Source organism: Sphingomonas sp. (assembly GCF_035317925.1).
Classification (GTDB): domain Bacteria; phylum Pseudomonadota; class Alphaproteobacteria; order Sphingomonadales; family Sphingomonadaceae; genus Sphingomonas_I.
In genome coordinates, this window is record NZ_DATHFV010000168.1 from 1 (window position 1) to 25,374 (window position 25,374).

The following is a 25,374-nucleotide window of genomic DNA, read 5'->3' on the forward strand; positions in this document are numbered from 1 at the left end:
CCAGCGCGGCGCCGGCATAATCGCCATCCGCGGTGAAGCGCACCGCGACCGTGGCGACCGCCAGGTGCTGCGGCTGATAGACCGTCGTCGCCTCGTAGATCGTGTCGAGCCGGTTCTCCACGCTCGCCTGCCAATCTTGCACCGTCAGCGGCGCATTGTAGCTGGCGGCCTTGGCGGGGCCGACGGCGGCGACCACCGAGGCGGCGGTCAGTGCCAGCGCGCCGACTGCGGAAACCGCGAACCGTTGAAAATCGCTCTTGTCGAAATTGAACATCATGTCCTCCTGAACCTTAGCATTCTTGATGATGACCGGTTTGCCCGGGTTGCCAGAAGCTTTGCAGAAGGCGTGCCAAACTTAGAAATTGGCGGAAGACCGCGATAAATTTACAGATTCAGGCCGACCGGCGGACATTGGCACTTGCCAAATAGTGGTAAAATCCGCCAACCTGTCGGCATGGATCGCGAAGCCCAGTTCATCGGCCAGTCGGGACCCTTCCTCGACGCAGTCGAACGCGCCAGCCGCGCGGCGGCGCTCAACCGCCCGGTGCTGGTGATCGGCGAGCGCGGTACCGGCAAGGAATTGGTCGCCGAACGGCTCCATCGCCTGAGCCCGCGCTGGGCCGGGCCGCTGGTGACGATGAATTGCGCGGCCTTGCCCGAAACCCTGATCGAAGCCGAATTGTTCGGCCACGAAGCGGGCGCCTTCACGGGGGCGACCAAGGCGCGGCAGGGGCGGTTCGAGGAAGCCGATGGCGGCACCTTGTTCCTCGACGAACTGGCGACCTTGTCACAGGGCGCGCAGGAGCGGCTGCTGCGCGCGGTCGAATATGGCGAGGTCAACCGGATCGGTTCGTCGCGCCCCATCCGGGTGGATGTGCGCATCGTCGCGGCCACCAACGAGCATCTGCCGGCCCTGGTCGACAAGGGCCGCTTCCGCCCCGATTTGCTCGATCGCCTGTGTTTCGAGGTGATTACGCTGCCGCCGTTGCGTGCGCGCGAAGGCGATATCCCGGTGCTGGCCGATCATTTCGCGCGGCGCATGGCGGCCGAGCTGGGCTGGCCGCGCTGGCCAGGCTTCGGCAAGCTCGCGGCCGAGCAGCTCGATACGTATGACTGGCCCGGCAATGTCCGCGAATTGCGCAATGTGGTTGAGCGCGCGGTCTATCGCTGGGACGAGACCGACAAGCCGGTGGGCGAGATCCAGTTCGATCCGTTCGCCTCACCCTATCGCATGACAGCGCAGCGGCCGATGGAGGAGGAGGCGCCCGCGTCCGCCGCAGCCCTGCCTGCGCCGGCCAGTGTGCAATCGAACCAAGACTGTGACGATTTGCGCGCCGCCTGCCACAATTACGAACGGCAATTGCTGGAGGCGGCGCTCGCCCGCTGCCGTTTCAACCAGCGCGCGCTCGCGGTCGCGCTCAAGCTGACCTACGACCAATTGCGCCACGCGCTGCGCCGGCACGATCTGCTGGAGAAGACGGCGGGATAAAGCCGGGACATACGCAATCACTATGCGTGCGCCGGGCGTCGATCTCGCTTTCAAACGGGAAGGCCGCATATCCGGCTCTGCGTGAACACCGAACAAGAGCCGCCGGAACATCCGGGTCCGTGGGCCCAATCAACGCCTCCGCCGCGTAAGTCGAGCCGGTGGGAGGGTATTGGCGTCAGTCCGACGGGCCTTGCACAGATCCTGAAAATTACCGTGCTATTGGCGCTCATCCTGATGCTGTTCCGCCATTTCATGCGGTGAATAGCTGCAGGCCGGCTCTGCGCGGCGGCTATGAAAATACTATGCACAAGCCTCGTGGCTCGTCTCGATACCCTATGCCTTACATGGGCAAATGGAGGTTGGTGACGCACCGTTGCGCCGCGCCGCGCCGGACGTTTCCGGCTTCGAGCATTCCCGATGTCGATGAAGTCTGTGTTGGAATTTGCACTTGTGATGGCGAGTCCCGTAGTCATGCTGGGCGGGGCGCTGTTCCTGGTCAATGTCACTATGCCGACGGACCGGAAGCGATCGGCCGATCGGGGGACGGCGTCTTCGATCGCCGGCGCGGAAGAGGCGACGTCGCGAACCATCTCGCGCACGGGGATGAACCGGCGGCTTCGCATGTATCTGCCCTGGATCGTTGGCACGATCGGTGTCCTGGCTATTTTGCTCTACCGGGCGCTTGCCGCGTAATAGTCTCCGCATCGCGCGCATTAGGCTTCACGCTGGCTGGCATTCGGGCACTGGCGCGGTCAATGCGCCAAGAGCAGAAATATCACGACGGCGAGGATTCCGACGAGCCAGGGCATCAGCTTGCGTCGACGCCGCACGCTCCCCGGTTCGACCGTCCGGTTATGCCCACCGTCGGCGCTTATGCCTTGCTTTGATGACTTGGTCATATGCTCGTCCTTAATCAGGACGGCACACGCTGACGCGCGGTCACATCCTGGATCACCCAGGCGGCGCGGTTGCCCACACAACGGCCCGATGCGTCCGGATCTATGACGCCGGCCCCCATGCGAAAGCGAGACGGGTAACGTCCTCCCATCATATGGATTTCGTAATATCGGGGCTAAGAGTTGCTCGCACCCCCCGCTTCCGCTAACGGCCCGGTCCCATGCTTACCTTCCTTCTCGTCGTGCACGCGTTGATCGCGGCCTCGCTCGTTGGCGTCATTCTCATGCAGCGTTCCGAAGGCGGCGGTCTCGCCTCCAGCGGCAACCCGGCCGGGCTGATGAGCGCACGCGGCGCGGCTGACTTCCTGACGCGTACCACCGCGATCCTGGCGACGATCTTCGTCGTGCTGTCGATCACGCTGGCCGCGCTCGCGACGATGCAGAAGAGCCCGACCCGGATCGACACCAGTCTGGCGCATTCGACGCCCGCGCCGGTTTCGGCACCCGCCGCCGCGCCGGCCGCGCCCGCTCCGGCGCCCGCCGACAATTCGGCTGTCCCGCTCGCGCACTAAAAATATTTAGGAGGGCGGCGGCGACAGGCCCCTTGCTTATTCCGGATTCGAGCCGCTAAGCCTTTTCTCCCATGGCGCGGTTCATATTCATAACCGGCGGCGTGGTCTCCTCGCTTGGCAAGGGCCTTATGGCGGCGTCGCTCGCGGCGCTCTTGCAAGCGCGCGGATACCGTGTGCGCATTCGGAAATTCGATCCCTACCTCAATGTCGATCCGGGCACGATGAGCCCGTATCAGCATGGGGAGGTCTACGTCACCGACGACGGGGCGGAGACCGACCTCGATCTGGGGCATTACGAACGGTTCACCGGCGTGCCTTCGCGGCAGTCGGACAACATCACATCGGGCCGGATCTATCAGTCGATCATCCAGCGCGAGCGGCGCGGCGACTATCTCGGCGCGACCGTGCAGGTGATCCCGCACGTGACCGACGCGATCAAGGAATTCGCGCGCGCCGAGGTCGACGATCTCGATTTCGTATTGTGCGAAATCGGCGGCACGGTCGGCGATATCGAGAGCCTGCCGTTCATGGAGGCGATCCGCCAGTTGCGGAACGATCTCGGCCGCGACATGACCTGCTTTGTCCACCTCACGCTCGTGCCGTACATCGCGGCGGCGGGCGAGCTGAAGACCAAGCCGACCCAGCATAGCGTGCGCGATCTGACCAGCCTCGGCATCCAGCCCGACGTGCTGGTCTGCCGCTGCGAGCGTGAGCTGCCGGAGAATGAGCGCGCCAAGATCGCCTTGTTCTGCAACGTGCCGCTGAGCGCGGTCATCCCCGCGCTCGACGCGACCAGCATCTATGCGGTGCCAATCCAGTATAGCGCCGCGGGTCTCGACGAAGCGGTGTTGCACGCCTTCCATATCGAGCCGGGCAGCCCGCCCGACCTGCGCCGCTGGCACGACATCGTCGACGCGCTCGAAAATCCCGAGGGTGAGGTCACGATCGGCGTGGTCGGCAAATATGTCGGCCTGCCGGATGCCTACAAGTCGCTGCACGAAGCCCTGGTCCATGGCGGCATCGCCAATCGGGTGAAGGTCAATATCCGCTGGCTCGACGCCGAATTGTTCGAACAGGACGAAGCGGAGATCGCGGCCAAGCTCGAGCCGATGAACGCGATCCTCGTGCCGGGCGGCTTCGGCGAGCGCGGCAGCGAGGGCAAGATTTCGAGCGTCACCTTCGCACGCGAACGCAAGGTGCCCTATTTCGGCATCTGCCTCGGCATGCAGATGGCGTGCATCGAAGGCGCCCGGAACACGGCGGGGATCGCGAAGGCCTCGACCACCGAATTCGGCCCGACCGACGAACCCGTCGTCGGCATGATCACCGAATGGATGAGCGCCGAGGGCATCCAAAAACGCGAGCAGGGGGGCGATCTGGGCGGCACCATGCGGCTCGGCGCCTATGACGCCGTACTGACCGGCAACAGCCACGCATCGACCATTTACGGTTCGACCGACATTTCGGAGCGCCATCGCCACCGCTACGAGGTCAACGTCCATTATCGCGACGCGCTCGAAAAGGGCGGGATGGTTTTTTCCGGCATGTCGCCCGACGGCGAACTGCCCGAAATCGTCGAGCGGCCCGATCATCCCTGGTTCGTCGGCGTGCAATTCCACCCGGAATTGAAGTCGAAGCCGTTCGATCCGCATCCCTTGTTCGCGAGCTTCATCGAAGCCGCGCTCAAGCAGAGCCGGCTGGTTTAAACGCGTTTTCGGTTGAGCCGCACCGGCCCGCACCCCCACCCGGCCTCCCATAGAATAACCTGTTGGGAGGCCGGGTGGGGGTGCGGGCCGGTGCGGCTTCGACGTTAGTCGAACAACTAAACTCTAAGGATCGCGCGCAGCATCGGTTCGAGGATCGTCGCCGCGCCCTGTTCGGTGTTGGCAAGCAAGGCCAGATCGGCGCGATCGTCGGGGAAATGGAACAGCCAGGTGTCGAAGCCCGGTGCCTGGCCGCGCTGCCAGAAGGCGCGCCGCCCGAATATCTTGCCGACCTCGATCCCGAAGCCGCGCGCCTGGCGGTCGAGGACGGGGGCGAGGATCGGGCAGGGGCTGCTTTCGGCGCTGGCGGCGATCAGGAGATCGACCGTCGCGCGCGCCAGCAGCCGCCCGCTGTAGAGCGCACGGTTCCAGAGCAGCAGGTCGCCCGCGGTCGCGTGGAGGCCGTCGGCGGCGGGTGCGCCGTGGCCCGCGCCCGCATTGCGGAAGTCGTGCGCCCGATCGGCGGCAAGCCGATAGCCCGACGCGCGATGGGGGGTGATCTGGGTCGGGTCGGGGAAACGGCTCGCGATCATGCCGGCCGGGACAAGCAGGTTGTCGGTGACGAAGCCGGCGAAGCTTTCGCCGGTGGCATGTTCGACGATCCGTCCGAGCAAGGCATAAGCCGCGTTGTCGGCGATCAGCAGGTCGCGCACGCTGATCCGGTCGGCACCGGTTTCGCCGGGCAGGAACAGGTCGAGGCGGTCGGTCAGGCGGAGCAGGCTCCGCTCCGCCAGCAACAGGATCGCGGCGGCGGTGAACTGGCGCGTGCAGGCGCCGATCCGGAACAGGCTGTCCTCGTGGACGCGGGTTGCGGTTTCGAGATTGGCGTGGCCGAACGCGGATGTGGCGGGGCATTTGATCGGCACGCAGAAACCGAGACCTATGCCGGCGCTATAGCCGCCTTCGACCGCGGTTTCGGCGATCGTCTCGAGCGTGTGCGGCAGAGGTGCGGGCCCGCCTGAGGCCCGATCGGACGACGCCCACCAGCCGATGGCAGAGGCGGTTCGGTGCAGCAAGGATCGGCTGGTCGCGAGCATCGGCATCGTCCCCAAGGCAATGTCGAACGCCTTGTGGCAGGCCGAACCTGAACCTTCAATTACAATTGTAGTCGTTACGCCGCCGCGCGCCGAAAAAATCAGCGCCTATTGCAGGTCGGCGATCAGGGCTGCGGTTTGCGCGGCGCTGCCGTCGGTGCTGTTGGCGGCATTCACCTCTACCTTGGCAGCGTCGCCGCCGGCGAAATGCACCGCGCTGAAACAGATGCCTGCCGCCCAGGCCAGCGCCGCCCAGCGGCTGCGGAAGATGTAGCGCATCGGGATCATGCGCCGGATATTGTCGCATCAAGGTTGAAAAGAGGTGAATGGTTTGAGCCTGATCCACGCCATCGGTGGAAGCGCGTGGCGCTTCCACCGACAACGATCAGCCTCAGGGGCCTTCGATCAACGGGCTTCCGGCCGCACCGTTCGTCACCGGATCGGTCGGGATGGGCGGAATCGGGTCGATCGGCGTCGGGATCGGATCGTCGACCGGCGCGTCGGTCGGGATTTCGGGGGTAGGGGGCTGGCTTGCCATTGGGTTCTCCTCTTCAAGGGAGTCCAACGCCGCGCCCGCCCCTTCGTGCCGTTTTTGTTGCAGAGGCCGCACCGGCCCGCACCCCCACCCGACCTCCCATAGAATAACCTGTTGGGAGATCGGGTGGGGGTGCGGGCCGGTGCGGCACCGACGTCAGTCAGATATCAGCTATGCAGCCGGTCGACCGGGGTCACGAACTTGTAGATCGTGGTCGATTTGAACACCTGGCCCGGGCGCAGCACGGTGGTCGGCCATTCCGGGTGGTTGGGGCTGTCGGGCAGATGCTGCGTCTCCAAGGCGAAGCCAGCATGCTGGATGTAGGGCCGCCCGCTCGGTCCCTTGTCGATGCCCTGGAGATGGTTGGCGGTGAAGAATATCACCGACGGTTCGGTCGTATAGACCTCCATCATCCGGCCCGATATCGGCTCGGTCACGCGCACCGCCAGCACCGGCGTCTTGCGTGGCGCATTGGCCAGCACATAGGGCGTGTCATAACCGGTCTGGCCCATCGTCTTGAGTGCGGCGATGCCGTCGCGCATTACGTGCGGGCCGCGCAGATCATAGGGGCCGGTCACCTCGACGATGCGGCCGGTCGGCAGCAGGTTGGCGTCGGGTTCGGCGATGCTGTTGGCGCGGATCTGGATCAGATGCCCGCCGACGTCGCCATTGCCCTCGCCGGCGAGGTTGAAATAGCTGTGGTTGGTGAGGTTGAGCACGGTCGGCCTGGTCGTGGTCGCGCGATAATCGATCCGCAGCTCGTCATGCTCGGTCAGCGTGTAGCGCATCTGGATCGTGAGCTTGCCGGGGAAGCCCTGGTCGCCGTCGGGGCTGACCAGGGTCAGCACCGCGCCGTGATTGATGCTGAGCGGGCGCATCGACACGCTCCAGTAGCGCGTATTGTAACCCGGCGCGCCGCCATGGAGCAGGTTGGCTCCGTTGTTCGGCGTGAAGCTGTAGGCCTTGCCGTCGAGGCTGAAGCGGGCATTGCCGATGCGGCCAGCATAGCGCCCGATCGGCGAACCGAAGCCGTAGAGCCCGTTGCGCGCCTGATATTCGGCCGCGCTCTTGAAGCCAAGGACGACATTCGCGCGCTTGCCGACGCGGTCACGCGTCTGGATCTCGGTGATCAGCCCGCCATAATCGGTGAAGCGGACGACCGTCCCGTTCTTGTTGGTGAGCGTGTAGAGGCGCGCGGTGCGCCCGTCGGCGGTCTTGCCGAAGCCGACCGAGCCGCCGGGGATATGCACGAACGGGACGACCGGACCGGCCAGAGCCGGAGCGTAAACACACGCCGCAACCGCGGCAATCGCAACAAACCTCACTGGGCCTTACCCTTCGCGTAGAGCTGGTTCACCGCGAGAACCAGGAACATGTAATTGGTCTCGCCGCCGCCGAGCACATATTCGGTCTGCTGCCAGAAGTAAGGCCAAACTTTGAGCTCGGGCAGATCGGGCCGGATCAAGGCCGTGCCCGAGACGACGCCACCTGGAATGTAGGCCCAGTCGGCGCGGTTGAAGCCGTAAGCGGTGGTCGCCGAATGTGCGCCGACGCCGCTCGCGAAGGAGGCGTTGTTCTCGCCCGGATGGACGCCGAGCACGAAATTCAATGCGTTCACGAAATTGGCGGTGGGCACCAGATCGGGGAAGCCCTTGTGGAGCAGCCACTGCTTCACGCCGAATTCCTGGATCGTCCAGCCCGCGCCCCAGATGTCGGGCTGATATGGTACGCCATAAGGCGAATCCGATTTGGCGCTGGCGGCGAGTTTCGCTTCATAGGCCGCGACCGCGGTGCGCAAGTCACGCTTGAACGCGGCATCGGGTACCTGGTCGATCACCGATGCCACCGCCCAGCCGGCGCGGTCGACATGCGCGACGATATCCGCCTTCATCGCGATCAGCCGGTCCATGTACGGCTTCTCGCCGGTGGTGCGGTAGAGTTCGGCCAGCGCGAACGCCTTGCCCTCGACATTGGTCGCGCGGTCGATCGCCTTGGCTTCGATGTCGCGCGCGGCGGCGAGCGCATCGGCGGCGACGACGGAATCGCGGCTCTTCATCACGCGCGCGACGGTCGCGAGCTGGGCCGCGACCTCGATCTCGCGATTGGGATTGTCCTCGGTGAAAACCAGCCGGTCGTCGGCGGGGATGGGCACGCTCTGGAAGTAAGTGCCGAGGCCCGCGACCGGCTTGCCGACGACATTGTCGGTCGCGTTCGCCGCTTCTCCCAGCAACGTATATTGGTGCAAAGTCGCGTCCTGGATGCCGCGATAGAGGCGGCCAAGCGCGTGATAGCCACCGAGCACGGTCAGCAGGCCATGCTCCAGTTGCTGAACCGCATCGTTCTTGCCGTCGGGCTGGTGAATCTCGACCAGCTTCTTCGCCTCGTCGATCGTGGTCGCGTCATAATCGAGGCCGAATTCCTCGATCATTTTCGCCAGCAGCCAGGTCGTGCCCATCTGGCTTTCGACGCGCAGATCGTAATCGCCCGCATCGTGCCAGCCGCCCGCGTCCAAACCGGGCACATGCTCCAGCGGCTTATATTTGGTCAGCGTCGACGGACCCTGCACGTAGCCGTCGAAATGATTGAGATTGGTGGGCGCCATCAGCGCATCGTCGACATGGTCGAGCCCGTGCCAGACGCGATATTTCTCCTCGACCAGCATGTGGCACATCTGGACCGGCAGGAAATATTCGAGCGTCGGCTGCCAGGCGTAGCGATCATAGACGTCGTCGCCGATCTTGAAGACCTGGCTTTCCTTGTCGCGATAGGTGACGACATACATGCCCGGCGTGGTCACGTCGGAGAAGTCCCAGGTGCGATAGCCATAGCGCAGGAAGCGGCCCCATTCCGACGGTGCGCCGCTCTTGACCTCGGTGCGGCCGGCGGGAGTAAGGCGATAGAGGTGCGCCGTGTCCGTGACGGTGTCGGCAGGGTCCTGCTCGATCACCAACTGCTTGGGCTGGTGCGCGGCATAACCGAGCTGCGAGACCTGCAGCACCGGCGCATATTTCCAGCCGGGAACGACGTTGGGCGTGACCGTCCATTCGATCGCGCCTTTGGTCGCGCCCGCCGGCACCAGCCCGCGCACGATGAACCACGCGTTGTTGAGGTTGCCGCGCCCGTCGATCAGCGCGAGCGCGCCGGTGTCGCTGTGGATCGTCAGGCGCTGCCTGTCGCTCTCGGGCGCGACCACCAGGGTGCTGCCGGTGCCGAGCGGGGCGGCGATCTGCTCGCCGTCGGCGTCGGGCGTCATCGGCCCGTCGGCCTGGCGCGGGAAGATGCCCGACTGTTTGTCGAGCAGCCAGGACTTGCCGAATAGATCGCCTGGAAAGAGTTCGAGATTGAAGCCGACCTTGCCGACATATTTTTCGGGCAAAGGCTGGTCGAGATCGACGCGGATGCGGAAGCTGTCGCCATCGAGCGGCGTCACGCTGACCGTGTAACCCATTTTCAAATCGGGATAGACGATCGGGTTGAAACCGGTGCGATCCTTGGCGGGATCGGGAAAGGAGAGGCGGCGCGACACGGTGTTGGTCGCGGCATCGACCGTGCGTTCGCCGGTCGCGGGCATCGGCGACCATTGGCCGGGCGAGGCTTCCAGCCGGAGATCGCCATTGGCGGCGACGCGTACGCCATGCTGGATGATGGTGACGCCCGTCTGGTGGCCGTCCGGATAATAGTCGCTGAACGACATCACATTCAGTCCCGGCTCGGCGAAATAGCCCAGGTCATTGAGCTTGAGATTGGGCGCGGCGAGCGCCGGCCCGGCCAGCGCTGTCATGCATAGCAAGACGATCTTACGCACGCTCATCCCTCCATTCGTCATTCCCGCGAAGGCGGGAATCCATAAGCTGTACCGTTCGAGAATATGGATTCCCGCCTTCGCGGGAATGACGCTTATTTTTCCGGTGAGGCGGCCTCTGCCGCCTTCTTCGCGTAATAATCCGCCAGCACGGCGAAGCCCATTTTGCGCTCGCCAGTCTCCGAGATGAGGCCCTTGCGGTTCCAGCCCTGTTCAAACACCGGGTGCTGACGGCGCGGCGAGCGGAAATCCTTGAGCACCCACGGGCTCATGCCGGTCAGCGTCGGGATCTTGTCCGCCATCTTGAGCGTCGCCCGGAGATAGGCGGCCTGATAGTCCTCCGATTCCTTCCGCATCGTCTGCGGATCGTGGAAGCCGGCCTTGGCGTCGGCGCCGAGCTCGGAGAAGACGAGCGGCTTGTCGGCCGGTACGCGCCACGTGATGTTGGGCACGTCGGCGAGCTTATCGTCGGTATACCAGCCATTATAGGTGTTGATCGCGACGACATCGACCTTGGCGGAAAGCGGGTCGTTGAGGATCATCTCGGCATGGCCGTCGACCGTGCCGCGCTCGTTGAGCAAGGCGGCGGACAGGAGCCGCGTCGGATCGATCCGGTGGACATCGTCGGCGAGCGTGAACAGAAACTTGTTGCGCGGCTCGCTGACCGGCGTTTCGTTGGCGATCGACCAGATGATGATCGCGGCACGGTTGCGGTCGCGTGCTATCTCCTCGGCCAGCATCGCCCTGGCCTTTTCCAGCACCTTGGGATTGTCGAAGGCGACGCGCCAGTAGATCGGGATCTCGCTCCACACGAGCAGGCCGATCTTGTCGGCCTCACGCGTCATCACCTCCGAATGGGGATAATGGGCGAGGCGGACATAATTGCCGTGCAGCCCGTCCTTGACCAGGCTGAGCAACTGATGCGCGGCCTCGGGCGTGATCGCGCGGCCGGGATTGGCGCCGATCTCTTCCTCATGGACCGAGATGCCGCGCAGGTAGATCGGCTTGCCGTTGAGCAGGATCTGCTTGCCCTTGGTGGCAATCGTGCGGAAGCCGACCTTGTCGGTCAGCGTGTCGCTGCCGCTCGCGACGGCGATGTCGTAGAGCCGGGGCGTGTCGGGCGACCAACGCTGCAGGCCGCGCGGCGCGGCGACCGAACCCGACCAGCTGCCGTCCGCATTGGTTTTGCCCGACAGCGTCACATGCAGTTCGGGAATGCGGAAGCCGATCGCCTGGTTGGCCGCCGTCGGCCCATCGAGTTTCGCGTCGACCGCGATCCTGCCGTCCGGCGTCAGCCGCACCCAGGCATCGTCGACATAGGTCGCCGGCGTCTCGATCAGCCGCACGCTGCGGGTGATGCCGCCGTAATTTTCCCAGTCGGTGACCGAGGGGGGGATGGTGGTGTCGCTCGCCTGCGAATCCGCGGCGACGACGATCCGGTTTTCGCCCGCGCGCAGCGCGCCGGTCACCTCGATCGCGAAGGTGGTGAAGCCGCCTTCGTGCGTGCCGACCTGCTTGCCGTTGAGCCACACGGTCGCGCGATAATTGACCGCGCCGAAGCGCAGGAACTGGCGCATGCCGGGCTTGGGTTGCGCGTCGAACTTGCGCTCGTACCAGACGAGGCCCTGATAATAGCGCATCTCGGGCGCGTGGGTCAGCCACGACGAGGGCAAGGTCGCGACCGGCGACTGGTCCATGTCATATTCGTAGAGCGCGGTCGGATTGGCCTTCATCGCGGCCTCGACATCGACATCGGCATAGCGGCGGCTGGATTTGCCCGGCGCCTCGCCATGGAAACCCGCTTCGCCGTCGCGATAGGGATCGACCGAATAATGCCAGGCGCCGTCGAGGCTGGTCGCGGGTCGGAGATCGCCTGCCGCCAGCGTTGCCGCGTCGGCCGCGCTGCCCAGCGAGAGGAGGAGGGCGGCGAGCCCAATCAGACCTTTGTCCATCACGCTCTCCTGATCGGGCGGCTCGGTGCGGCTACCTCTCTTCGGCCTCTATCGGTGCGATCGAGCCAATGCAATTTAGCCATTGGTCGCGTTCACAGCGGCTTTGGAGCCGCTATAGGAAGAATTGACGCGCAAACAGCGCGCATGGAGGGGGGTAGCCGATGGCGAAATCCGTTTTGATGGCGGCGACGGCGCTCGCCGCGTTCGCGCCTGCCGTGGCGCAGGCCGCGCCGCGCCTGCTCGATCCGATGTTCGCCGATCATGCGGTGATTCAGCGCGACCGGCCGATCGCGGTGTGGGGCGAGGCCGCGCCGGGTGCGAAGGTCGATGTCGCGCTCGGGCCCGATCATGCGACCGCGACCGCGGGCGCCGACGGCAGCTGGCGCGCGACGCTGGCGCCGATAAAAGCGGGTGGCCCCTATAGGCTGTCGGCGCATGCGGGCGACGACGCGCTCGCGGCCAACGACGTTATGGTCGGCGACGTCTTCATGTGCTCCGGCCAGTCCAACATGGAATGGCCGGTCGGCGCGAGCGTCAACGGCAAGGACGAGGTCGCCCATTCCGCCGATACTGGCATCCGCCTGCTCACCATCCCGCAATATTCGAGCGCGATCCCGCTTACGCGGCTGCCAAAGGCTGCCGAGTGGAAGGTCGCCGGGCCTGACAGCAGCGGCGATTTCTCTGCGGTTTGCTTCTTCATGGCGCAGGGTTTGCGCGCCGAACGCAACGGCGTGCCGCTCGGCCTGATCGACAATAGCTGGGGCGGTTCGGCGATCAGCGCCTGGCTCAAGACGCCGGCTTATCTGGCGACCGGGGGCGATGCGAGAACCGCTTCGATCGTCAGTCTGTTTGGAAAGGATGTGTTCGCCGCCAACCGGCAATGGGGCGACATCTGGGAAAAGTGGTGGGCCGCGCACGAGAAGGATTCGTCCGAGGCCACGCCCTGGGCGGCGACCTTCAAGCCTGATGCGAGCTGGAAGCCGGTGCCCGCGCTCGACCATTGGGCGACCTGGCATATCCCGGCGCTCGACAATTTCGTCGGGCTGATGTGGTACCGCACCACGATCACGCTGACGGCGGAGCAGGCGGCCAAGGGCGCGGCTTTGCTGATGGGGCCGGTCGACGATCTCGACCAGACCTGGGTCAACGGGCATCCGGTCGGCACCGGCTGGGGCTATCCGCAGCGGCGTTACCCGATCGCGCCGGGCGTGCTGGTCGCGGGCGAGAATGTGATCGTGGTCAACGACTTCAACACCTGGGCCGACGGCGGAATCCTGGGCCCCGGCGATATGCGCGCGATCGAGTTCGCCGACGGCAGCCGCGTGCCGCTCGACGGTCAGTGGCTCTATCGGCACGTCAGCGAATTCAAGGATCAGCCGCCGCGCGCGCCGTGGGATGCGATCGCGGGTGTCGGCACGATCCAGAACGGGATGGTCACGCCGATGGGCGCGTACGGGCTCAAGGGCGTGGCCTGGTATCAGGGCGAGAGCGACGCCGCGACCCGGCTGGCTTATACCGCGCGGTTGCGTGCGCTGATCGCTCAGTGGCGCACAGATTTCGGCAGGGACCTGCCCGTCGCAGTGATCCAGCTTCCCAATTACGGTCCCAAGATAACGCCGCCCGCCGACAGCGACTGGGCCGCCTTGCGCGAGGCGCAGCGCCGCGCGGTCGCGGGCGATCCGCTCGCGGCTCTGGTGGTGACGGTCGATCTGGGCGACGCCAATAATCTCCACCCGCCCAGGAAGCGTCCGGTCGCCGCGCGCCTGTCCCGAGCGATCGACCATATCGCTTATAGTGCGAAGCTCTCCGCCTCGGGGCCCGAGCCGGTGGCGGCGAGGCGCACCGGAAAGAACATCCTGGTCAGCTTCGCCGGACTGGACGGCAAGCTGCAGGCCAAGGGCAATGACGCGGTGCCGTTCGAGCTTTGCGGCGTGCGGGACGATAGCTGCCACGTCGTGCCGGGCCATGTCGACGGCAACCGGGTGGTGCTGGCCGCGGACGCTGCTGCGACGCGCGTGCGCTATTGCTGGGCAGACAGCCCGATTTGCACAGTCAGCGATGCCAGCCTGCCAGCGACGCCGTTCGAGCTGCCGATCCGCTAGCGCGCGCCGTTCCAATAGTCCGGATGCTGGTCGAGCAGGGCCTGCAGGCTCGCCGCCAGTGTCCGGTCGTCCTTGAGCGAGGGGTGATAGTCGCACCCCGTCATTTCGAGGCCGCTGAAATGCAAAGTGGCCACCGGCTGATGCGCATCCCGGTTGAGCGTCGCCGCGATCTGCTCGACCTGGCCGTAGAATGCATCCGAGCCCATCAGGATCAGATGTGCCTGCGGCTGTTTCGCCATCAGCATGCGCGCGAAGGCGACATATTTGGCGCGATAGTCGGCGGCGAGCGCATCCTGGTTGGTCCAGGTCTCGCCCGCATGGACCGGGGTCGAGAAATCGTTGGTGCCGAGGTTGATCACGATCACCTGCGGCCGCCACGCACCGGAATCCGTTTCGAGGTGGGTCGCGTCGTCGGGCTTCAGCCGCGGATAGAGCAGGACCATGCTCTGCCCCGGCGCGGCGCCGCCATAATTGCGGACGATGCCGAAGCCCGAATAGGCGTTGACCCGATAATCCGCGCCAACGGCTCGGGCGAGCGTCGGCCCGAACGCTTGCTGGCTGTCGGTCAAATCGTGCACCTCGGGCCGCGTGCAGTTCGTGCCGCGTGCGGTGTTGCCGTAACCCACCGTGTAGCTGTCGCCGATGAACTCGATCTGGCGGGCGTAGGTCGGCGGCGGAAGTGGGGTGCTGCCCCCGGCGGGATAGAAGCCGATAAAGCGGCTGCCGCCGGTCTGGCTCTCGGTCACTTTTTCCAGCCGCACGACATGGTCGCCGGGGGCAAGCCCGGCGAAGGTGAGGCTGGTCGCGCCGGGCTGAACCAGAAGCGCCTTCTGTGCGCCGTCGATCAGCAGTTGCAGCCGGTCGCCCGTGGCCTCGACGCTGACCGACACCGCGGTGCCGTGGAAGCGGCTCTCGAAATAGGTGGCGGGCCAGCCGAAGCTCAGGCTGCCGTCGCTGTTGGCGATGACGCGGCCACCTTCATGGACAGGGAGCGGGGATTGCGCGGCGCAGGCGGAGGTGCCGAGCAGAGCGAGCAGAAAAGCGGCCTTGGATTTCCGCACATCAGGCATGGTCAGCGACATCTCCCAACAATTGCCTTGCTCGCACGATTGCCGGCTCAGCTTATCATCCGCACGTTCGAACGCTAACGAAACGAACATGATACAATATATCATTGCTTTTTGCGCGGCACGGGGCCATCTGGCGGCAATCATGGCGCGCAAAGACGATCTTATCGAGGGAATCGCAGTCGGGGCGACGATCGCCTGCCTCATCCATTGCCTCGCGCTGCCGCTGCTGATCGCCGCGCTGCCGGTGGTGTCGTCGGTGCTGCCGATCCCCGAACATTTCCACCTGATCGCGCTCGGGCTCGCGATTCCCGCGACCGCCGGCGCGTTGTTCGCGGGCTATCGCCGCCATCGGCTGGCGGCGCCGTTGATGGCGGGCACCATCGGCCTGACCTTGCTCGCCTTGGGCGCCATCCATTGGGGCGAGACGCCGCTCGAGACGCCGGTGACGGTGCTCGGCAGCCTGTGCATCGCCGCCGCGCACCTCGCCAACTGGCGTTTCCGGCGTGCCAGCCACCGGCAGGCTGCCATCTAGCCTTTCGTACCCGCCGGCACCTGCTTGATGTCGGACGATCCGCTCCAGATATTGATGCCGCTGTCGCGCGCATGCGCGTCGATCGCGTCGAGTTCGCCTTGCGTGAAGGACAGGTTCTTCACTGCATCGAGCGAATCGTCGAGCTGCTCGACCGTGCGCGCGCCGATCAAAGCCGAGGTCACGCGCGGATCGCGCAGCACCCACGCGATCGCCATCTGCGCCAGGCTCTGGCCGCGCTTCTTCGCGATCTCGTTGAGCGCGCGGATATGCTCGATCGTCTCGGGCTTGATCAGGCTGGCCTTGAACGATCCGCCCTTGGCCGCGCGCGCGTCGGCGGGCACGCCGTTGAGATAACGGTCGCTCAACATGCCCTGCGCGATCGGCGAGAAGGCGATGCAGCCGGTGCCGAGCTGGTCGAGCGTGCCGAGCAATTCGGTCTCGATCCAGCGGTTGAGCATCGAATAGCTCGGCTGATGGATCAGTAGCGGCACCTTATATTCGGCCAGGATCGCCGCCGCCTTGCGCGTCAGGCCCGGCTCGTAGCTCGAAATGCCGACATAGAGCGCCTTGCCCTGCGCGTGGATCTGCGCGAGCGCACCCATCGTCTCCTCGAGCGGGGTCTTGGGATCGACGCGGTGCGAATAGAAGATGTCGACATAATCGACGCCCAGCCGCTTGAGACTCTGGTCGAGACTGGCGACGAGATATTTCTTGCTGCTGCCGACATCGCCATAGGGCCCGGGCCACATGTCCCAGCCGGCCTTGGTCGAGATGATCAGTTCGTCGCGATGGCCGGCGAAATCACTCGCCAGCACCTTGCCGAAATTTTCTTCGGCCGAGCCGTAGGGCGGGCCGTAATTGTTGGCGAGATCGAAATGGGTAACGCCGCGGTCGAACGCGCGGCGCAGTATCGCGCGGCCGGTTTCGAACACGTCGGCGCCGCCGAAATTCTGCCACAGGCCGAGCGAGATTGCGGGCAGATCGAGCCCACTTCGTCCGCAACGGCGGTAGGGCATGCGGCCGTCATAACGTAATGCATCCGGGACATAGGGAACGGGGAAGGCCATCGGGTCGCTCCTGCTTGTTGCCGTCGCCATTATAGCGGTAACAACGAATGTCCAACGGCGAGAATGGGAGGGAAGATGACGGTCAACGTCGCACTGATCGGTTACGGGCTGGCGGGAGCATCCTTTCATGCGCCTTTCATCGCGGCCGAACCCCGGCTGAAGCTGAAGCGGGTGGTCACGTCGCGCCGGGACGAGGTGCTGCGCGCTTTTCCCGATGCGGTCGTGTCCACCGACATCGAAGCCTCGGTCTCCGATCACGACATCCAGCTGGTGGTGATCGCGACCCCCAACAAGACGCATGGGCCGTTGGCGCGCGACGCTTTGCTCGCGGGCAAGCATGTGGTGATCGACAAGCCGTTCGCGGTCGATCCGGCCGAGGGCGCGGACCTGATCGCGCTGGCGAGGGATCGCGGGCGGATGCTGACCGTGTTCCACAATCGCCGCTGGGATGGGGACTTCCTCACAGTGGCGAAGCTGGTTGAGGAAGACCGGCTGGGCGAGATAGCGCTCGCCGCATTCCGCTGGGACCGTTTCCGGCCCGAGATCAAGCCGGGCTGGAAGGAGGTGCCGGATCCAGGCACCGGCCTGCTTCCCGATCTCGGTTCGCACATGATCGATCAGGCGATCCGGCTGTTCGGCTATCCCGACATGATCGGGGGCGACGTGGCGCTGCAGCGGCCGGGCACTTTGATCGACGATTATTTCGAGATCACGCTCCATTATGGTCCGCGGCGCGTGATCCTGTCGTGCTCGAGCCTCGCGATGGCGCCGCGCCCGCGCTTTGCCTTGCACGGGTCCAAAGGCAGCTTCGTCAAATATGGCATCGACCCGCAGGAGGCGGTGCTGCGCGCCGGGGGCAGCCCGCGCGATCCGGGTTATGGTGTGGACGCACCCGAGGATTATGGCGTGCTGACCGATGCCGCCGGCCGCCATCCGGTGCCGACCGAGCGCGGCGACTGGAGTCTGTTCTACAAAGGTGTCGCCGCCGCGATCCTCGACGGCGCGCCGCCGCCGGTCGATCCGGTCGAGGCGCTCGCTGGCCTGTCGATCATCGAATGCGTCCGCCGCAGCGCGCGCGACGGACGGCTGTTGCGGTTCAGCCCGCCGGGCTAGGGCGCGCCCTCAGCCTTGCGTGTCGACCAGCTGCTGCATCGCGGTCAGATAACGCAGGAACGCGGCGCGGCCCGCGGGCGTTAGGCGCGCCTGCGTCAGCGGCTTGCGGCCGAGAAAGCTCTTCTCGATCGCGATGTAGCCGGCATCCTCCAGCTTGCGCAGATGGATCGAAAGATTGCCTTGGGTCGCCCTCAGCAGCGCCTTCAGTTCGTTGAAATCCGCGACTTCGGCGCTGGCCAGATACGCCATCACGCCAAGCCGCATGCGCCCGTGAATGACGTCATCGATACGGCCTATGTCGAATCCCGGCATCAGTCGTGCTGGGCCGGACGCCGCATCATGATTGCACCGGGCAAGGCCATCAAACCCAGCAGGCTGACGCCGCATATCGCAACATAGAAAGGGCCGTCGATCGTCAGGCCGAGCGCTATTGCACTCGCCATCCAGCCGAGCGCGACGGCGCACATCCAGTTCCGCTTCTGAATCTGCGCCGCGATCAGCCAGGCCGCGCCCTGCAGCGCGAACACGACGATCGGGTAGAGCAGCCAGATCGTCATGCTGTGATGTCGCGCCGCGACCGTTCCGAACACGGCGATCATCACGCAATTGGTCAATCCGACCGACGAAAAGGCGGCCCCCACCGCACGGCTGGCCATGCCCGCCGGCGGGTTGCCGCGGTTGCGGACCAGAAGCACGATCAGGATCGCCAGGAAGACGATCGTGAAGCCTATGTGGATGGCGAGCGAGACCGGGCCGCTTAACTGGATCCAGCCCATATACTGACCCCAGCCGAACAGGCATTGCGCGCCATAGCAAAGCCCCGCGGCCAGATAAGCCGCCCCGAATTGCGGCTGATGCCGGCTGACCCCGCCCTCGGCCAGAGCGCGCATGAAGGCGAGGTCTTGCTGCAGGCCCTGCGGCGCGGTGCTCATTCCGGTTTTCCCTGACATCACAAAATTCGCGCCACGGCCGGCAGCCGGCGCAGCAATGCCGCGCTCGCCCAGCTCAAGGCAACCGCCGCCGCGAACACCAGCACGCCCTTGGCGAAACTGCCGAGATGCGTGCCGAGCAAGGCGAATTGCAGCCAGACGACGAAGCCATAATGCAGCACGTATATGGCATAAGCGTTGGCGGCGAGGCTATCGAACGCTGCCCGCTCACGCTTCACGAAGCGGCGGAAGATCGCCAGCAGCATGAAGGACGACGCCGCGCAGGACAGTGCGAATGCGACCGGGCCGATGACCGCCCATAGAAGGGGAGGCTGCCCTTTGGTGACCGCTGCCGCGATCACGATCGCCGTCGCGGCGACGAAAGCCACCAGAGCGAGCAGGGCCCATGCCCACCAGCGTCGCGCGAGCAGGCCTGCGGGCGCAAGCAGTCCGGCTTCAAGCCCGGCGGCGCCGACGGCGATGCCGGCCCCGAAATAGACGAGATAATGCAGGATGCGGCTGCTCTGGATCGCGAACGGCCCGAATTGCAGCCAGGCCGCCGGCCCGAACGCCGCGCACAATATTCCATAGGCCAGCGCCGAGACGAGCAGCAGGCCGGCGAAAAAGCGCGCCGGCTTGCGGTCCGCTCCCGCACCCAGCGATGCCAGGCCGGCGAGCCAGCCCGGCCTCGTCGCCTGCAGCCCGGCGGCGATGAGCCCGAACAGGAGCAAGGCGGCGAGGAACCAGACCGGGCCGCTGCTCCAGTGCGGCAGCGCCAGCCATGTGCGCAGATAATCGCCGGCGGATGCGTGCGGCGCCTGGGCCGCATAGCTCGGATAATAAGCGAGCGGGGCGAGCAACAGGGCGCCAACCAGGAACGGGATGCCGAGCCGCAGCAGGCGCTCGCGCGCGAACCCGCCTGCGCCGCGCCGCGCCAGGCTGGCCGGCACGAACAGGCCGGACAGGAAGAACATCAGCGCCATGAAGAAGACATCGTTAAAGCCGGCAAAGGCGGTGAAGCCGGGCCAGCCCGGACGATCCACGATCGGAAAAGCCGCCCACAGAAAGGGGGGCTCATCGAACCGGCCCGGCGTCGGTGCCTCGGGCATATAGGCCAGCACGGAATGATGCGCGACCACGAGCAGAGTCACGAACGCGCGCAGATAGTTGATCGCGAGATTGCGGCTCGGTGCGGCGGCGGCCCGCGTCGGGACGTTGCCGGATATGGCTGTGGTCATGAGTCTTCCTCCTCATGTGGGAGTTATCATAGACAGGTTTATAAAACAAACCGTAGATCGTACGGCGGTTGGCACGCGTCAGCGCTCCGCTGTGGCGGCTTGCGCAAAGTTAGGTTGGGCAGCGGTCCTCGGCGCGGGTTTCCTGGATCGAGACCCGCGCGAAATCCAACGCCAGCGCTGCCTTCGTTTCGATGCGGACGGTCGTGACGTGCGACAGATCCGGCCCGAAGCAGCGCAGCGGCACCCGCAACGTGTGCCACGGACCGCCGCCGCTCAGTAAAGGACCGATCGGCAGCATAGTCGGCGTGTCGCCGCCGACGCCGAGCAGCACCGGCCCGGCCGGCGGCGCGCTCACGCGCAGATCGATCGCCAGCACCATCGCGCCATTGGCTTCGCGCGAAAGGTCGATGGCGGCCGGATTGCGGAGTTCGATCCACGCCGGTTCGGCACCCGTCCAGCGCGCGGACCAGGCATCCTGCTGGCGGTTGCGGTCGATCTGGCGGAGTGTGAGCGCCTCCTTGCCATAGGTCGCGACGCGCGTGCCGACCGCGGCGATGCGCGGCGCCTGCGCATCGCCGATCGACAGCGCGAAGCCGTTCACGCCGACGCCGTCCTTGAGCATCATCCCGCGCTCGGCGGCGGGGCTGAGACCCTGCACCTCCGCCAGCGCGCCGACCCTGGTCTTGTCGCCATAATGAAGGCCGTAGCCATAGGCGAATTGCGGATCGTAGCCTGGATCGCCGAGGTTGAGCGGCGTCTGGTCGGGGCGTTTGGGCCAGGAGAAAGACAGCTTGCCCGCGAAGTCGAATTTGGGCGTGCCATTGGATTGGGCGATCAGCACGTCTGCGACGCCTTCGCCTTCCGATCCCGGCAGCCATGCCGCGACGAAGGCGTCGGCGGCGTTGATCTGCGGGTTCACGTAAAGCGGCCGACCCGAAAGCAGGACCGCCACGGTCGGGATGCCGGCTGCCTTCAATTTGCGGAGCAGGGCGAGGCTTTCCTGATTGTCGCTATGGAGCGCGACGTCGGCCTGATCGCCCTGGAATTCGGCATAAGGCGTCTCGCCGAATATGACGATCGCGACATCGGGTTTGTCGGCGAAAGCGCCGTCGGGGCTGAGGATCGCCTGACCACCCGCCGCCTTCACCGCCGCCTGGATGCCGCTCCAGATCGAGGTCGCGCCGGGGAAATCGGCGTTCGTGTTGTCGTTACCCTGCCAGGACAGCGTCCAGCCACCGGTCTGCTTGGCGATGCTGTCCGCGCCCGAACCCGCGACGAGGATGCGCTTGGTCGGGTTGAGCGGCAGCAGGCCGGCATCATTCTTGAGCAGGACGAGGCTCTTGCGAACCGCCTCGCGTGCGACCGCGCGGTGCGCGGGCGAGCCGAGCAAAGTGAGGTCGCCGGCGTGCGGGCGGGTTGAAGGCAGGCCTTCGTCGAACACGCCTGCACGCATCTTCACGCGCAGCACGCGCCGCACCTGATCGTCGAGCCGCGCCATCGGGATAGTGCCGGCCTCCACCTCGCGCACCGAATTCTCGAACAACGCCTTCCAGTCCTGCGGCACGTCATAGACGTCGATGCCGGCATTGGTGGAGATCGGGCAGTCGCCGTTGGTGCAGCCCGGCACCTGGCCGTGCGCGTTCCAGTCGCCCATCGCGATTCCGTCGAAGCCCATCCGGTGCTTGAGCACGTCGGTGATGAGCGCGTGGTTGGCGTGCATCTTCTCGCCCTGCCAGCTCGAGAAGCTGACCATCACCACCTGCACGCCCGCGTCGATCGCGGGCGGATAGCCGGCGCCGTGCACGTCGCGCAGTTGTTCCTCGGTCGATCGGTTGTCGCCCTGGTCGCGGCCGCCATCGGTGCCGCCGTCGCCGAGGAAATGTTTGGCGCTGGCAACGACATGATCCTTGTCGAGGAAGGTCTTGCCGGTCCCTTGCAGCCCCCGTACCATCGCGCCGGCATAGGAAGCGACCAGCTTCGGATCCTCCGAATAGCTTTCGTAGGAGCGGCCCCAGCGATCGTCGCGCGCCACCGCCACCACCGGCGCGAACGACCAGTCCATGCCGGTCGCACGGACCTCTTCCGCCGTCGCCGCGCCGATCCGCTCGATCAGCCCCGGATCGCGCGCCGCACCCAGCCCGATATTGTGCGGGAAGAGCGTCGCGCCGAAGACATTGTTGTGGCCGTGGACCGCGTCCGACGCCCACATCAAGGGAATGCGGACGCCCTTGTTGGCGGGATCGACCGAGGCCTGCCAGAAGCCGTCGATCAGCTTGAGCCAGTCGCTGGGCCGCGCGTGCTTGTCGCCGCCGGGGACCGATCCGCCGCCATTTTCGATGCTGCCGATATGATAGGTCGAAACGTCGGCGGGGGTGATGAATTTCATCTCGGGCTGGAGTGTCTGGCCGACCTTCTCCTCGATACTCATCTTCGCGAGCATCGCGGTGATGCGCGCTTCCATCTTGGGGTCGGCGGGGAGGGGGCTTCGCGCGGTCGGCCAGATTTGGGGATGGACCGCGGGCGCCTGCGCCAGCGCGGACGTTGACAGCGCTAGCATAAGTAGTTGCGCAACACGGTGCTTCACGAGATCCTCCCAGCGTATTTTGCTTCGTCCTAAGCGCAGTTTTCGGTTCTTGCCAATGGTCTAGGGGCTTGACCTTAGGGCAGTGCTGCTGCCTAATCTGTGCCCGAAGAGGATTTGTTCGTGGCGGTACTGGTGGAAAGCCGACCCGCGATGAAGGCGAGCATCGCCCCGGGCAAGATGACCGAGGCCGATGCCGCGCGCTTTTTGCTCCGGGCTCAGTTCAGCGCGTCCGATGCCGACATCGCGTTCGTGCGCGCGCATGGCTATGCGGCTTGGCTCGATCAGCAATTTGCCAGCCCACGCGGCCAGACTGGCGTCGACTGGCTGACCGCGCACAAGCATGATGCGATCGACAAGGACGCGCATTATTTCTGGCCGCAGGCCGGCGACTACATGATCTGGAACCAGATCCTCGCCCAGCCCGGCGAGATGCGGTTGCGCGCGGCCTATGCGCTGTCGCAATTCTTCGTGATCTCGCTCAATCCGATCGACGGCTATTGGCCGCCTTACATCATGGCCGCCTGGTGGGATCTGCTGGCCGACGGCGCGTTCGGCAATTTCCGCGACCTGCTCGAGCGCGTCACGCTCAATGCCGGCATGGGCATGTATCTCAACACCAAGGGCAATCTGAAGGAAGACAAGGCGACCGGCCGCCAGCCCGACGAGAATTATGCGCGCGAGGTGATGCAGCTGTTCACGATCGGGCTGCGCATGCTCAACCCCGACGGGACCGAGAAACTGGATGCGTCAGGCCGGCCGATCGACACCTACGGCCAGGACGATATCACCAACCTGTCGCGCGTCTTCACCGGCTACGACCATGACATGCGCCGCACGCGCAACATCACGGTGCCGTGGCAGAACTTCCCCGTGATCACGCACGAATTCTGCGTCGATCCGATGCGGCTCGATCCCGGCAAGCACAGCAACCTCGCGGTCAGTTTCTGCGGCACCACGATCCCGGCCGACACCCCCGGCAAGGACGCGTTGAAGACAGCGCTCGACACCTTGTTTCACCATCCCAATGTCGGGCCGTTCTTCGGCAAGCAGATGATCCAGCGGCTGGTGACGAGCAATCCCAGCCCCGCTTACGTCCGCCGCGTTGCCGCCGCGTTCGACGACAATGGATCGGGCGTGCGCGGTGATCTGAAGGCGGTGTGGCGCGCGGTGCTGACCGATCCCGAGGCGCTGGCAGCAGTCGATCCGGCCGATACTTTGTCCGGCAAGTTGCGCGAACCGGTGCTGCGCCTCGCCAGCTGGGCCCGCACCGTCGGGTTGCATTCCGAAACCGGCGACTTCGTGATGCACGATCTGTCGCGCAGCGATAATGCGCTCGGCCAGAGCCCGCTCAGGTCGCCGTCGGTGTTCAATTTCTACCGGCCCGGCTTCGTGCCCGCGCATACCGCGATCGCGGGCGCGCACCGGCTCGCGCCCGAATTCCAGCTGCAGAACGAGACCAGCGTCGCGGGCTATATCAACTTCCTGCAATGGGTGATCCGCTGGGGCTATACCGACGTCAAGCCGACCTACGATCCGCTGCGCGACTTCGCGCATGATCCGGAACGGGTGGTGACGTGGCTCAACCTGCATCTCGCCGCCGACCAGCTTTCGCCGCAGACGTGCGGCCTGATCGCGACCGCGCTCGCCAGCAAGCAAGTGACGCCGGACAGCCCCGATGGCCACAAGCTCGACATGCTCGCCAGCGCCTGCCTGCTCGTGCTGAGCGCGCCCGAATATCTGGTGCAGAAATGAGCGGACCCTACCTCCACAAGGACATTTCGCGCCGCACCCTGCTCGCGCGCGCCGGGCAGTTGGGTTTCCTCGGCGCGGGCGCTCCGTTGGCGATGAACCTCGCGAGCGCGGCCGAGGCGGCAGCGGTCGGCGCGGACGATTATCGGGCGCTGGTGTGCGTGTTCCTCTATGGCGGCAACGATCACGGCAACACGCTCGTCCCCTACGATCCGGTCAATCACAGCCGCTATCTCGGCATTCGCGGCGGGGTCGCCTTCCAGCGCAAGGATCTCGACAAGACCGCGCTGACGCCGATCCGCGCGCAGACGCTGACCGACGATCTCCATTATGCGTTCGCGCCGTATTGCCCGCGGCTGAAGGTGCTGTTCGATGGCGGCAAATTGGCGCCCCTGCTCAATGTCGGCTCGCTGATCACGCCGCTGACGTTGGCGCAGTATAAGAGCTCGAACCGCGCGCTCTACCCGACGCCGCCCAAGCTGTTCTCGCACAACGACCAGCAATGCACGTGGCAGGCGATGGGGAGCGAGGGCTCGACCGTCGGCTGGGGCGGGCGGCTCGGCGATCTCGCGCTGGCGGGCAACGATCATGCGCTGCTCACCTGCATTTCGGCGTCGGGCAATGCCGTGTTCGTATCGGGCAACAAGGCGCTGCAATATCAGATCAGCCCCAGCGGCGCGATCGCGGTCAAGCCGTTCAAGGAGCCCGAATATGGCTCGCCCGCGATCAGCGAGGCGCTGCACCAGCTCATCACCCAGCCGCGCCAGCATGCGATGGAGAATGAGCTGACGATCCTCGCGCGGCGATCGATCGAGATGGAGGGGATCGTCAACGGCGCGCTCGACAAGGTGACGCTGCAGACCAATTTCGACACCGTACCCGGCCCCAATTCGCTCGCCGACCAGTTCAAGATCGTCGCCCGGTTGATCGGCGCGCGCAAGGAATTG

The 25,374-nt window shown here is 65.5% G+C and carries 22 protein-coding genes; 9 read left to right on the forward strand and 13 right to left on the reverse strand.

Annotation, left to right across the window (positions count from 1 at the left end; translation table 11 throughout):
• A partial coding sequence (locus VK533_RS12295; RefSeq protein ID WP_324378051.1) for a hypothetical protein occupies positions 1-274 on the reverse strand: 274 nt, incomplete at its 3' end.
• Positions 275-454: 180 nt separating this feature from the next.
• Between VK533_RS12295 and pspF the strand changes: the two genes are divergently transcribed.
• The 4 genes from pspF (at position 455) to VK533_RS12315 (ending at position 4,663) form a co-directional block, all read left to right on the forward strand.
• Complete coding sequence (gene pspF / locus VK533_RS12300) at positions 455-1,489, forward strand: phage shock protein operon transcriptional activator (RefSeq protein ID WP_324378053.1); 1,035 nt, start codon at positions 455-457, stop codon at positions 1,487-1,489.
• Between the two features lie 417 nt (positions 1,490-1,906).
• Positions 1,907-2,182 (forward strand): hypothetical protein, encoded by a 276-nt coding sequence (locus VK533_RS12305; RefSeq protein WP_324378055.1) that lies wholly within the window; start codon positions 1,907-1,909, stop codon positions 2,180-2,182.
• A gap of 424 nt (positions 2,183-2,606) precedes the next feature.
• Positions 2,607-2,957 carry a preprotein translocase subunit SecG gene (gene secG, locus VK533_RS12310; protein ID WP_324378057.1) on the forward strand — a complete coding sequence of 117 codons (351 nt, stop codon included), beginning with the start codon at positions 2,607-2,609 and terminating at the stop codon, positions 2,955-2,957.
• Between the two features lie 71 nt (positions 2,958-3,028).
• Positions 3,029-4,663, forward strand: a complete 1,635-nt coding sequence (locus VK533_RS12315) for a CTP synthase (RefSeq protein ID WP_324378059.1) — start codon at positions 3,029-3,031, stop codon at positions 4,661-4,663.
• Positions 4,664-4,779: 116 nt separating this feature from the next.
• Here VK533_RS12315 and VK533_RS12320 read toward each other — a convergent pair whose 3' ends face one another.
• From VK533_RS12320 to VK533_RS12345, 6 genes are all read right to left on the reverse strand, one after another.
• Positions 4,780-5,763, reverse strand: a complete 984-nt coding sequence (locus tag VK533_RS12320; RefSeq protein WP_324378061.1) for a serine hydrolase domain-containing protein — start codon at positions 5,761-5,763, stop codon at positions 4,780-4,782.
• A 99-nt stretch (positions 5,764-5,862) separates the two neighbouring features.
• The gene (locus tag VK533_RS12325) at positions 5,863-6,042 is read right to left on the reverse strand and encodes a hypothetical protein (protein ID WP_324378063.1); all 180 of its coding nucleotides are present in this window, start codon (positions 6,040-6,042) and stop codon (positions 5,863-5,865) included.
• A 103-nt stretch (positions 6,043-6,145) separates the two neighbouring features.
• Positions 6,146-6,292: a hypothetical protein gene (locus VK533_RS12330; RefSeq protein WP_324378065.1), complete on the reverse strand. Its 147-nt coding sequence runs from the start codon at positions 6,290-6,292 to the stop codon at positions 6,146-6,148.
• Between the two features lie 164 nt (positions 6,293-6,456).
• Positions 6,457-7,614 carry an aldose epimerase family protein gene (locus tag VK533_RS12335; protein ID WP_324378066.1) on the reverse strand — a complete coding sequence of 386 codons (1,158 nt, stop codon included), beginning with the start codon at positions 7,612-7,614 and terminating at the stop codon, positions 6,457-6,459.
• Positions 7,611-10,094: a glycoside hydrolase family 9 protein gene (locus VK533_RS12340; protein WP_324378068.1), complete on the reverse strand. Its 2,484-nt coding sequence runs from the start codon at positions 10,092-10,094 to the stop codon at positions 7,611-7,613. The genes VK533_RS12335 and VK533_RS12340 overlap by 4 nt, the downstream gene beginning before the upstream one ends.
• A gap of 92 nt (positions 10,095-10,186) precedes the next feature.
• Complete coding sequence (locus VK533_RS12345; protein ID WP_324378070.1) at positions 10,187-12,043, reverse strand: glycoside hydrolase family 2 protein; 1,857 nt, start codon at positions 12,041-12,043, stop codon at positions 10,187-10,189.
• Positions 12,044-12,204: 161 nt separating this feature from the next.
• On the opposite strand from VK533_RS12345, the gene VK533_RS12350 reads away from it, so the two are divergent.
• A complete protein-coding gene (locus VK533_RS12350) occupies positions 12,205-14,145 on the forward strand; it encodes a sialate O-acetylesterase (RefSeq protein ID WP_324378072.1) in 1,941 nt (646 codons plus the stop codon).
• Here VK533_RS12350 and VK533_RS12355 read toward each other — a convergent pair.
• Positions 14,142-15,215 carry an SGNH/GDSL hydrolase family protein gene (locus VK533_RS12355; RefSeq protein ID WP_324378074.1) on the reverse strand — a complete coding sequence of 358 codons (1,074 nt, stop codon included), beginning with the start codon at positions 15,213-15,215 and terminating at the stop codon, positions 14,142-14,144. The two genes, VK533_RS12350 and VK533_RS12355, sit on opposite strands and share 4 nt — an antisense overlap.
• 142 nt (positions 15,216-15,357) lie before the next feature.
• Here VK533_RS12355 and VK533_RS12360 point away from each other — a divergent pair, with 142 nt between their 5' ends.
• Positions 15,358-15,747, forward strand: a complete 390-nt coding sequence (locus tag VK533_RS12360) for a MerC domain-containing protein (RefSeq protein ID WP_324378076.1) — start codon at positions 15,358-15,360, stop codon at positions 15,745-15,747.
• Here VK533_RS12360 and mgrA read toward each other — a convergent pair.
• Complete coding sequence (mgrA, locus tag VK533_RS12365; protein ID WP_324378078.1) at positions 15,744-16,814, reverse strand: L-glyceraldehyde 3-phosphate reductase; 1,071 nt, start codon at positions 16,812-16,814, stop codon at positions 15,744-15,746. The genes VK533_RS12360 and mgrA overlap by 4 nt on opposite strands.
• Positions 16,815-16,889: 75 nt before the next feature.
• Here mgrA and VK533_RS12370 point away from each other — a divergent pair, with 75 nt between their 5' ends.
• A complete protein-coding gene (locus VK533_RS12370; RefSeq protein ID WP_324378080.1) occupies positions 16,890-17,927 on the forward strand; it encodes a Gfo/Idh/MocA family oxidoreductase in 1,038 nt (345 codons plus the stop codon).
• A gap of 9 nt (positions 17,928-17,936) precedes the next feature.
• Here VK533_RS12370 and VK533_RS12375 read toward each other — a convergent pair whose 3' ends face one another.
• The 4 genes from VK533_RS12375 to VK533_RS12390 form a co-directional block, all read right to left on the reverse strand.
• Complete coding sequence (locus tag VK533_RS12375) at positions 17,937-18,239, reverse strand: transcriptional regulator (protein WP_324378082.1); 303 nt, start codon at positions 18,237-18,239, stop codon at positions 17,937-17,939.
• Complete coding sequence (locus tag VK533_RS12380) at positions 18,239-18,859, reverse strand: hypothetical protein (protein ID WP_324378084.1); 621 nt, start codon at positions 18,857-18,859, stop codon at positions 18,239-18,241. The genes VK533_RS12375 and VK533_RS12380 overlap by 1 nt, the downstream gene beginning before the upstream one ends.
• Positions 18,860-18,876: 17 nt before the next feature.
• On the reverse strand, positions 18,877-20,094 hold the full coding sequence (locus VK533_RS12385; protein WP_324378086.1) for an acyltransferase: 1,218 nt from the start codon (positions 20,092-20,094) through the stop codon (positions 18,877-18,879).
• A 109-nt stretch (positions 20,095-20,203) separates the two neighbouring features.
• Positions 20,204-22,651, reverse strand: a complete 2,448-nt coding sequence (locus VK533_RS12390) for a glycoside hydrolase family 3 protein (protein ID WP_324378088.1) — start codon at positions 22,649-22,651, stop codon at positions 20,204-20,206.
• Between the two features lie 147 nt (positions 22,652-22,798).
• Between VK533_RS12390 and VK533_RS12395 the strand changes: the two genes are divergently transcribed.
• Complete coding sequence (locus VK533_RS12395) at positions 22,799-24,430, forward strand: DUF1800 domain-containing protein (protein ID WP_324378089.1); 1,632 nt, start codon at positions 22,799-22,801, stop codon at positions 24,428-24,430.
• Positions 24,427-25,374, forward strand: a 948-nt coding sequence (locus tag VK533_RS12400; RefSeq protein WP_414712304.1) for a DUF1501 domain-containing protein, incomplete at its 3' end; no start/stop codon positions are given. The genes VK533_RS12395 and VK533_RS12400, both read left to right, overlap by 4 nt.

Excerpts from the sequence above, each read along its gene's own strand:
- VK533_RS12345 (WP_324378070.1), bottom strand. The coding sequence starts at position 12,043 with ATGGACAAAGGTCTGATTGGGCTCGCCGCCCTCCTCCTCTCGCTGGGC.
- VK533_RS12360 (WP_324378076.1), top strand. The coding sequence starts at position 15,358 with ATGGCGCGCAAAGACGATCTTATCGAGGGAATCGCAGTCGGGGCGACG.
- VK533_RS12385 (WP_324378086.1), bottom strand. The coding sequence starts at position 20,094 with ATGACCACAGCCATATCCGGCAACGTCCCGACGCGGGCCGCCGCCGCA.
- VK533_RS12330 (WP_324378065.1), bottom strand. The coding sequence starts at position 6,292 with ATGGCAAGCCAGCCCCCTACCCCCGAAATCCCGACCGACGCGCCGGTC.
- VK533_RS12380 (WP_324378084.1), bottom strand. The coding sequence starts at position 18,859 with ATGAGCACCGCGCCGCAGGGCCTGCAGCAAGACCTCGCCTTCATGCGC.
- secG (WP_324378057.1), top strand. The coding sequence starts at position 2,607 with ATGCTTACCTTCCTTCTCGTCGTGCACGCGTTGATCGCGGCCTCGCTC.
- VK533_RS12355 (WP_324378074.1), bottom strand. The coding sequence starts at position 15,215 with ATGCCTGATGTGCGGAAATCCAAGGCCGCTTTTCTGCTCGCTCTGCTC.
- VK533_RS12375 (WP_324378082.1), bottom strand. The coding sequence starts at position 18,239 with ATGCCGGGATTCGACATAGGCCGTATCGATGACGTCATTCACGGGCGC.
- mgrA (WP_324378078.1), bottom strand. The coding sequence starts at position 16,814 with ATGGCCTTCCCCGTTCCCTATGTCCCGGATGCATTACGTTATGACGGC.
- VK533_RS12305 (WP_324378055.1), top strand. The coding sequence starts at position 1,907 with ATGTCGATGAAGTCTGTGTTGGAATTTGCACTTGTGATGGCGAGTCCC.
- VK533_RS12390 (WP_324378088.1), bottom strand. The coding sequence starts at position 22,651 with ATGCTAGCGCTGTCAACGTCCGCGCTGGCGCAGGCGCCCGCGGTCCAT.
- VK533_RS12370 (WP_324378080.1), top strand. The coding sequence starts at position 16,890 with ATGACGGTCAACGTCGCACTGATCGGTTACGGGCTGGCGGGAGCATCC.
- VK533_RS12325 (WP_324378063.1), bottom strand. The coding sequence starts at position 6,042 with ATGATCCCGATGCGCTACATCTTCCGCAGCCGCTGGGCGGCGCTGGCC.
- VK533_RS12320 (WP_324378061.1), bottom strand. The coding sequence starts at position 5,763 with ATGCCGATGCTCGCGACCAGCCGATCCTTGCTGCACCGAACCGCCTCT.
- pspF (WP_324378053.1), top strand. The coding sequence starts at position 455 with ATGGATCGCGAAGCCCAGTTCATCGGCCAGTCGGGACCCTTCCTCGAC.
- VK533_RS12315 (WP_324378059.1), top strand. The coding sequence starts at position 3,029 with ATGGCGCGGTTCATATTCATAACCGGCGGCGTGGTCTCCTCGCTTGGC.
- VK533_RS12350 (WP_324378072.1), top strand. The coding sequence starts at position 12,205 with ATGGCGAAATCCGTTTTGATGGCGGCGACGGCGCTCGCCGCGTTCGCG.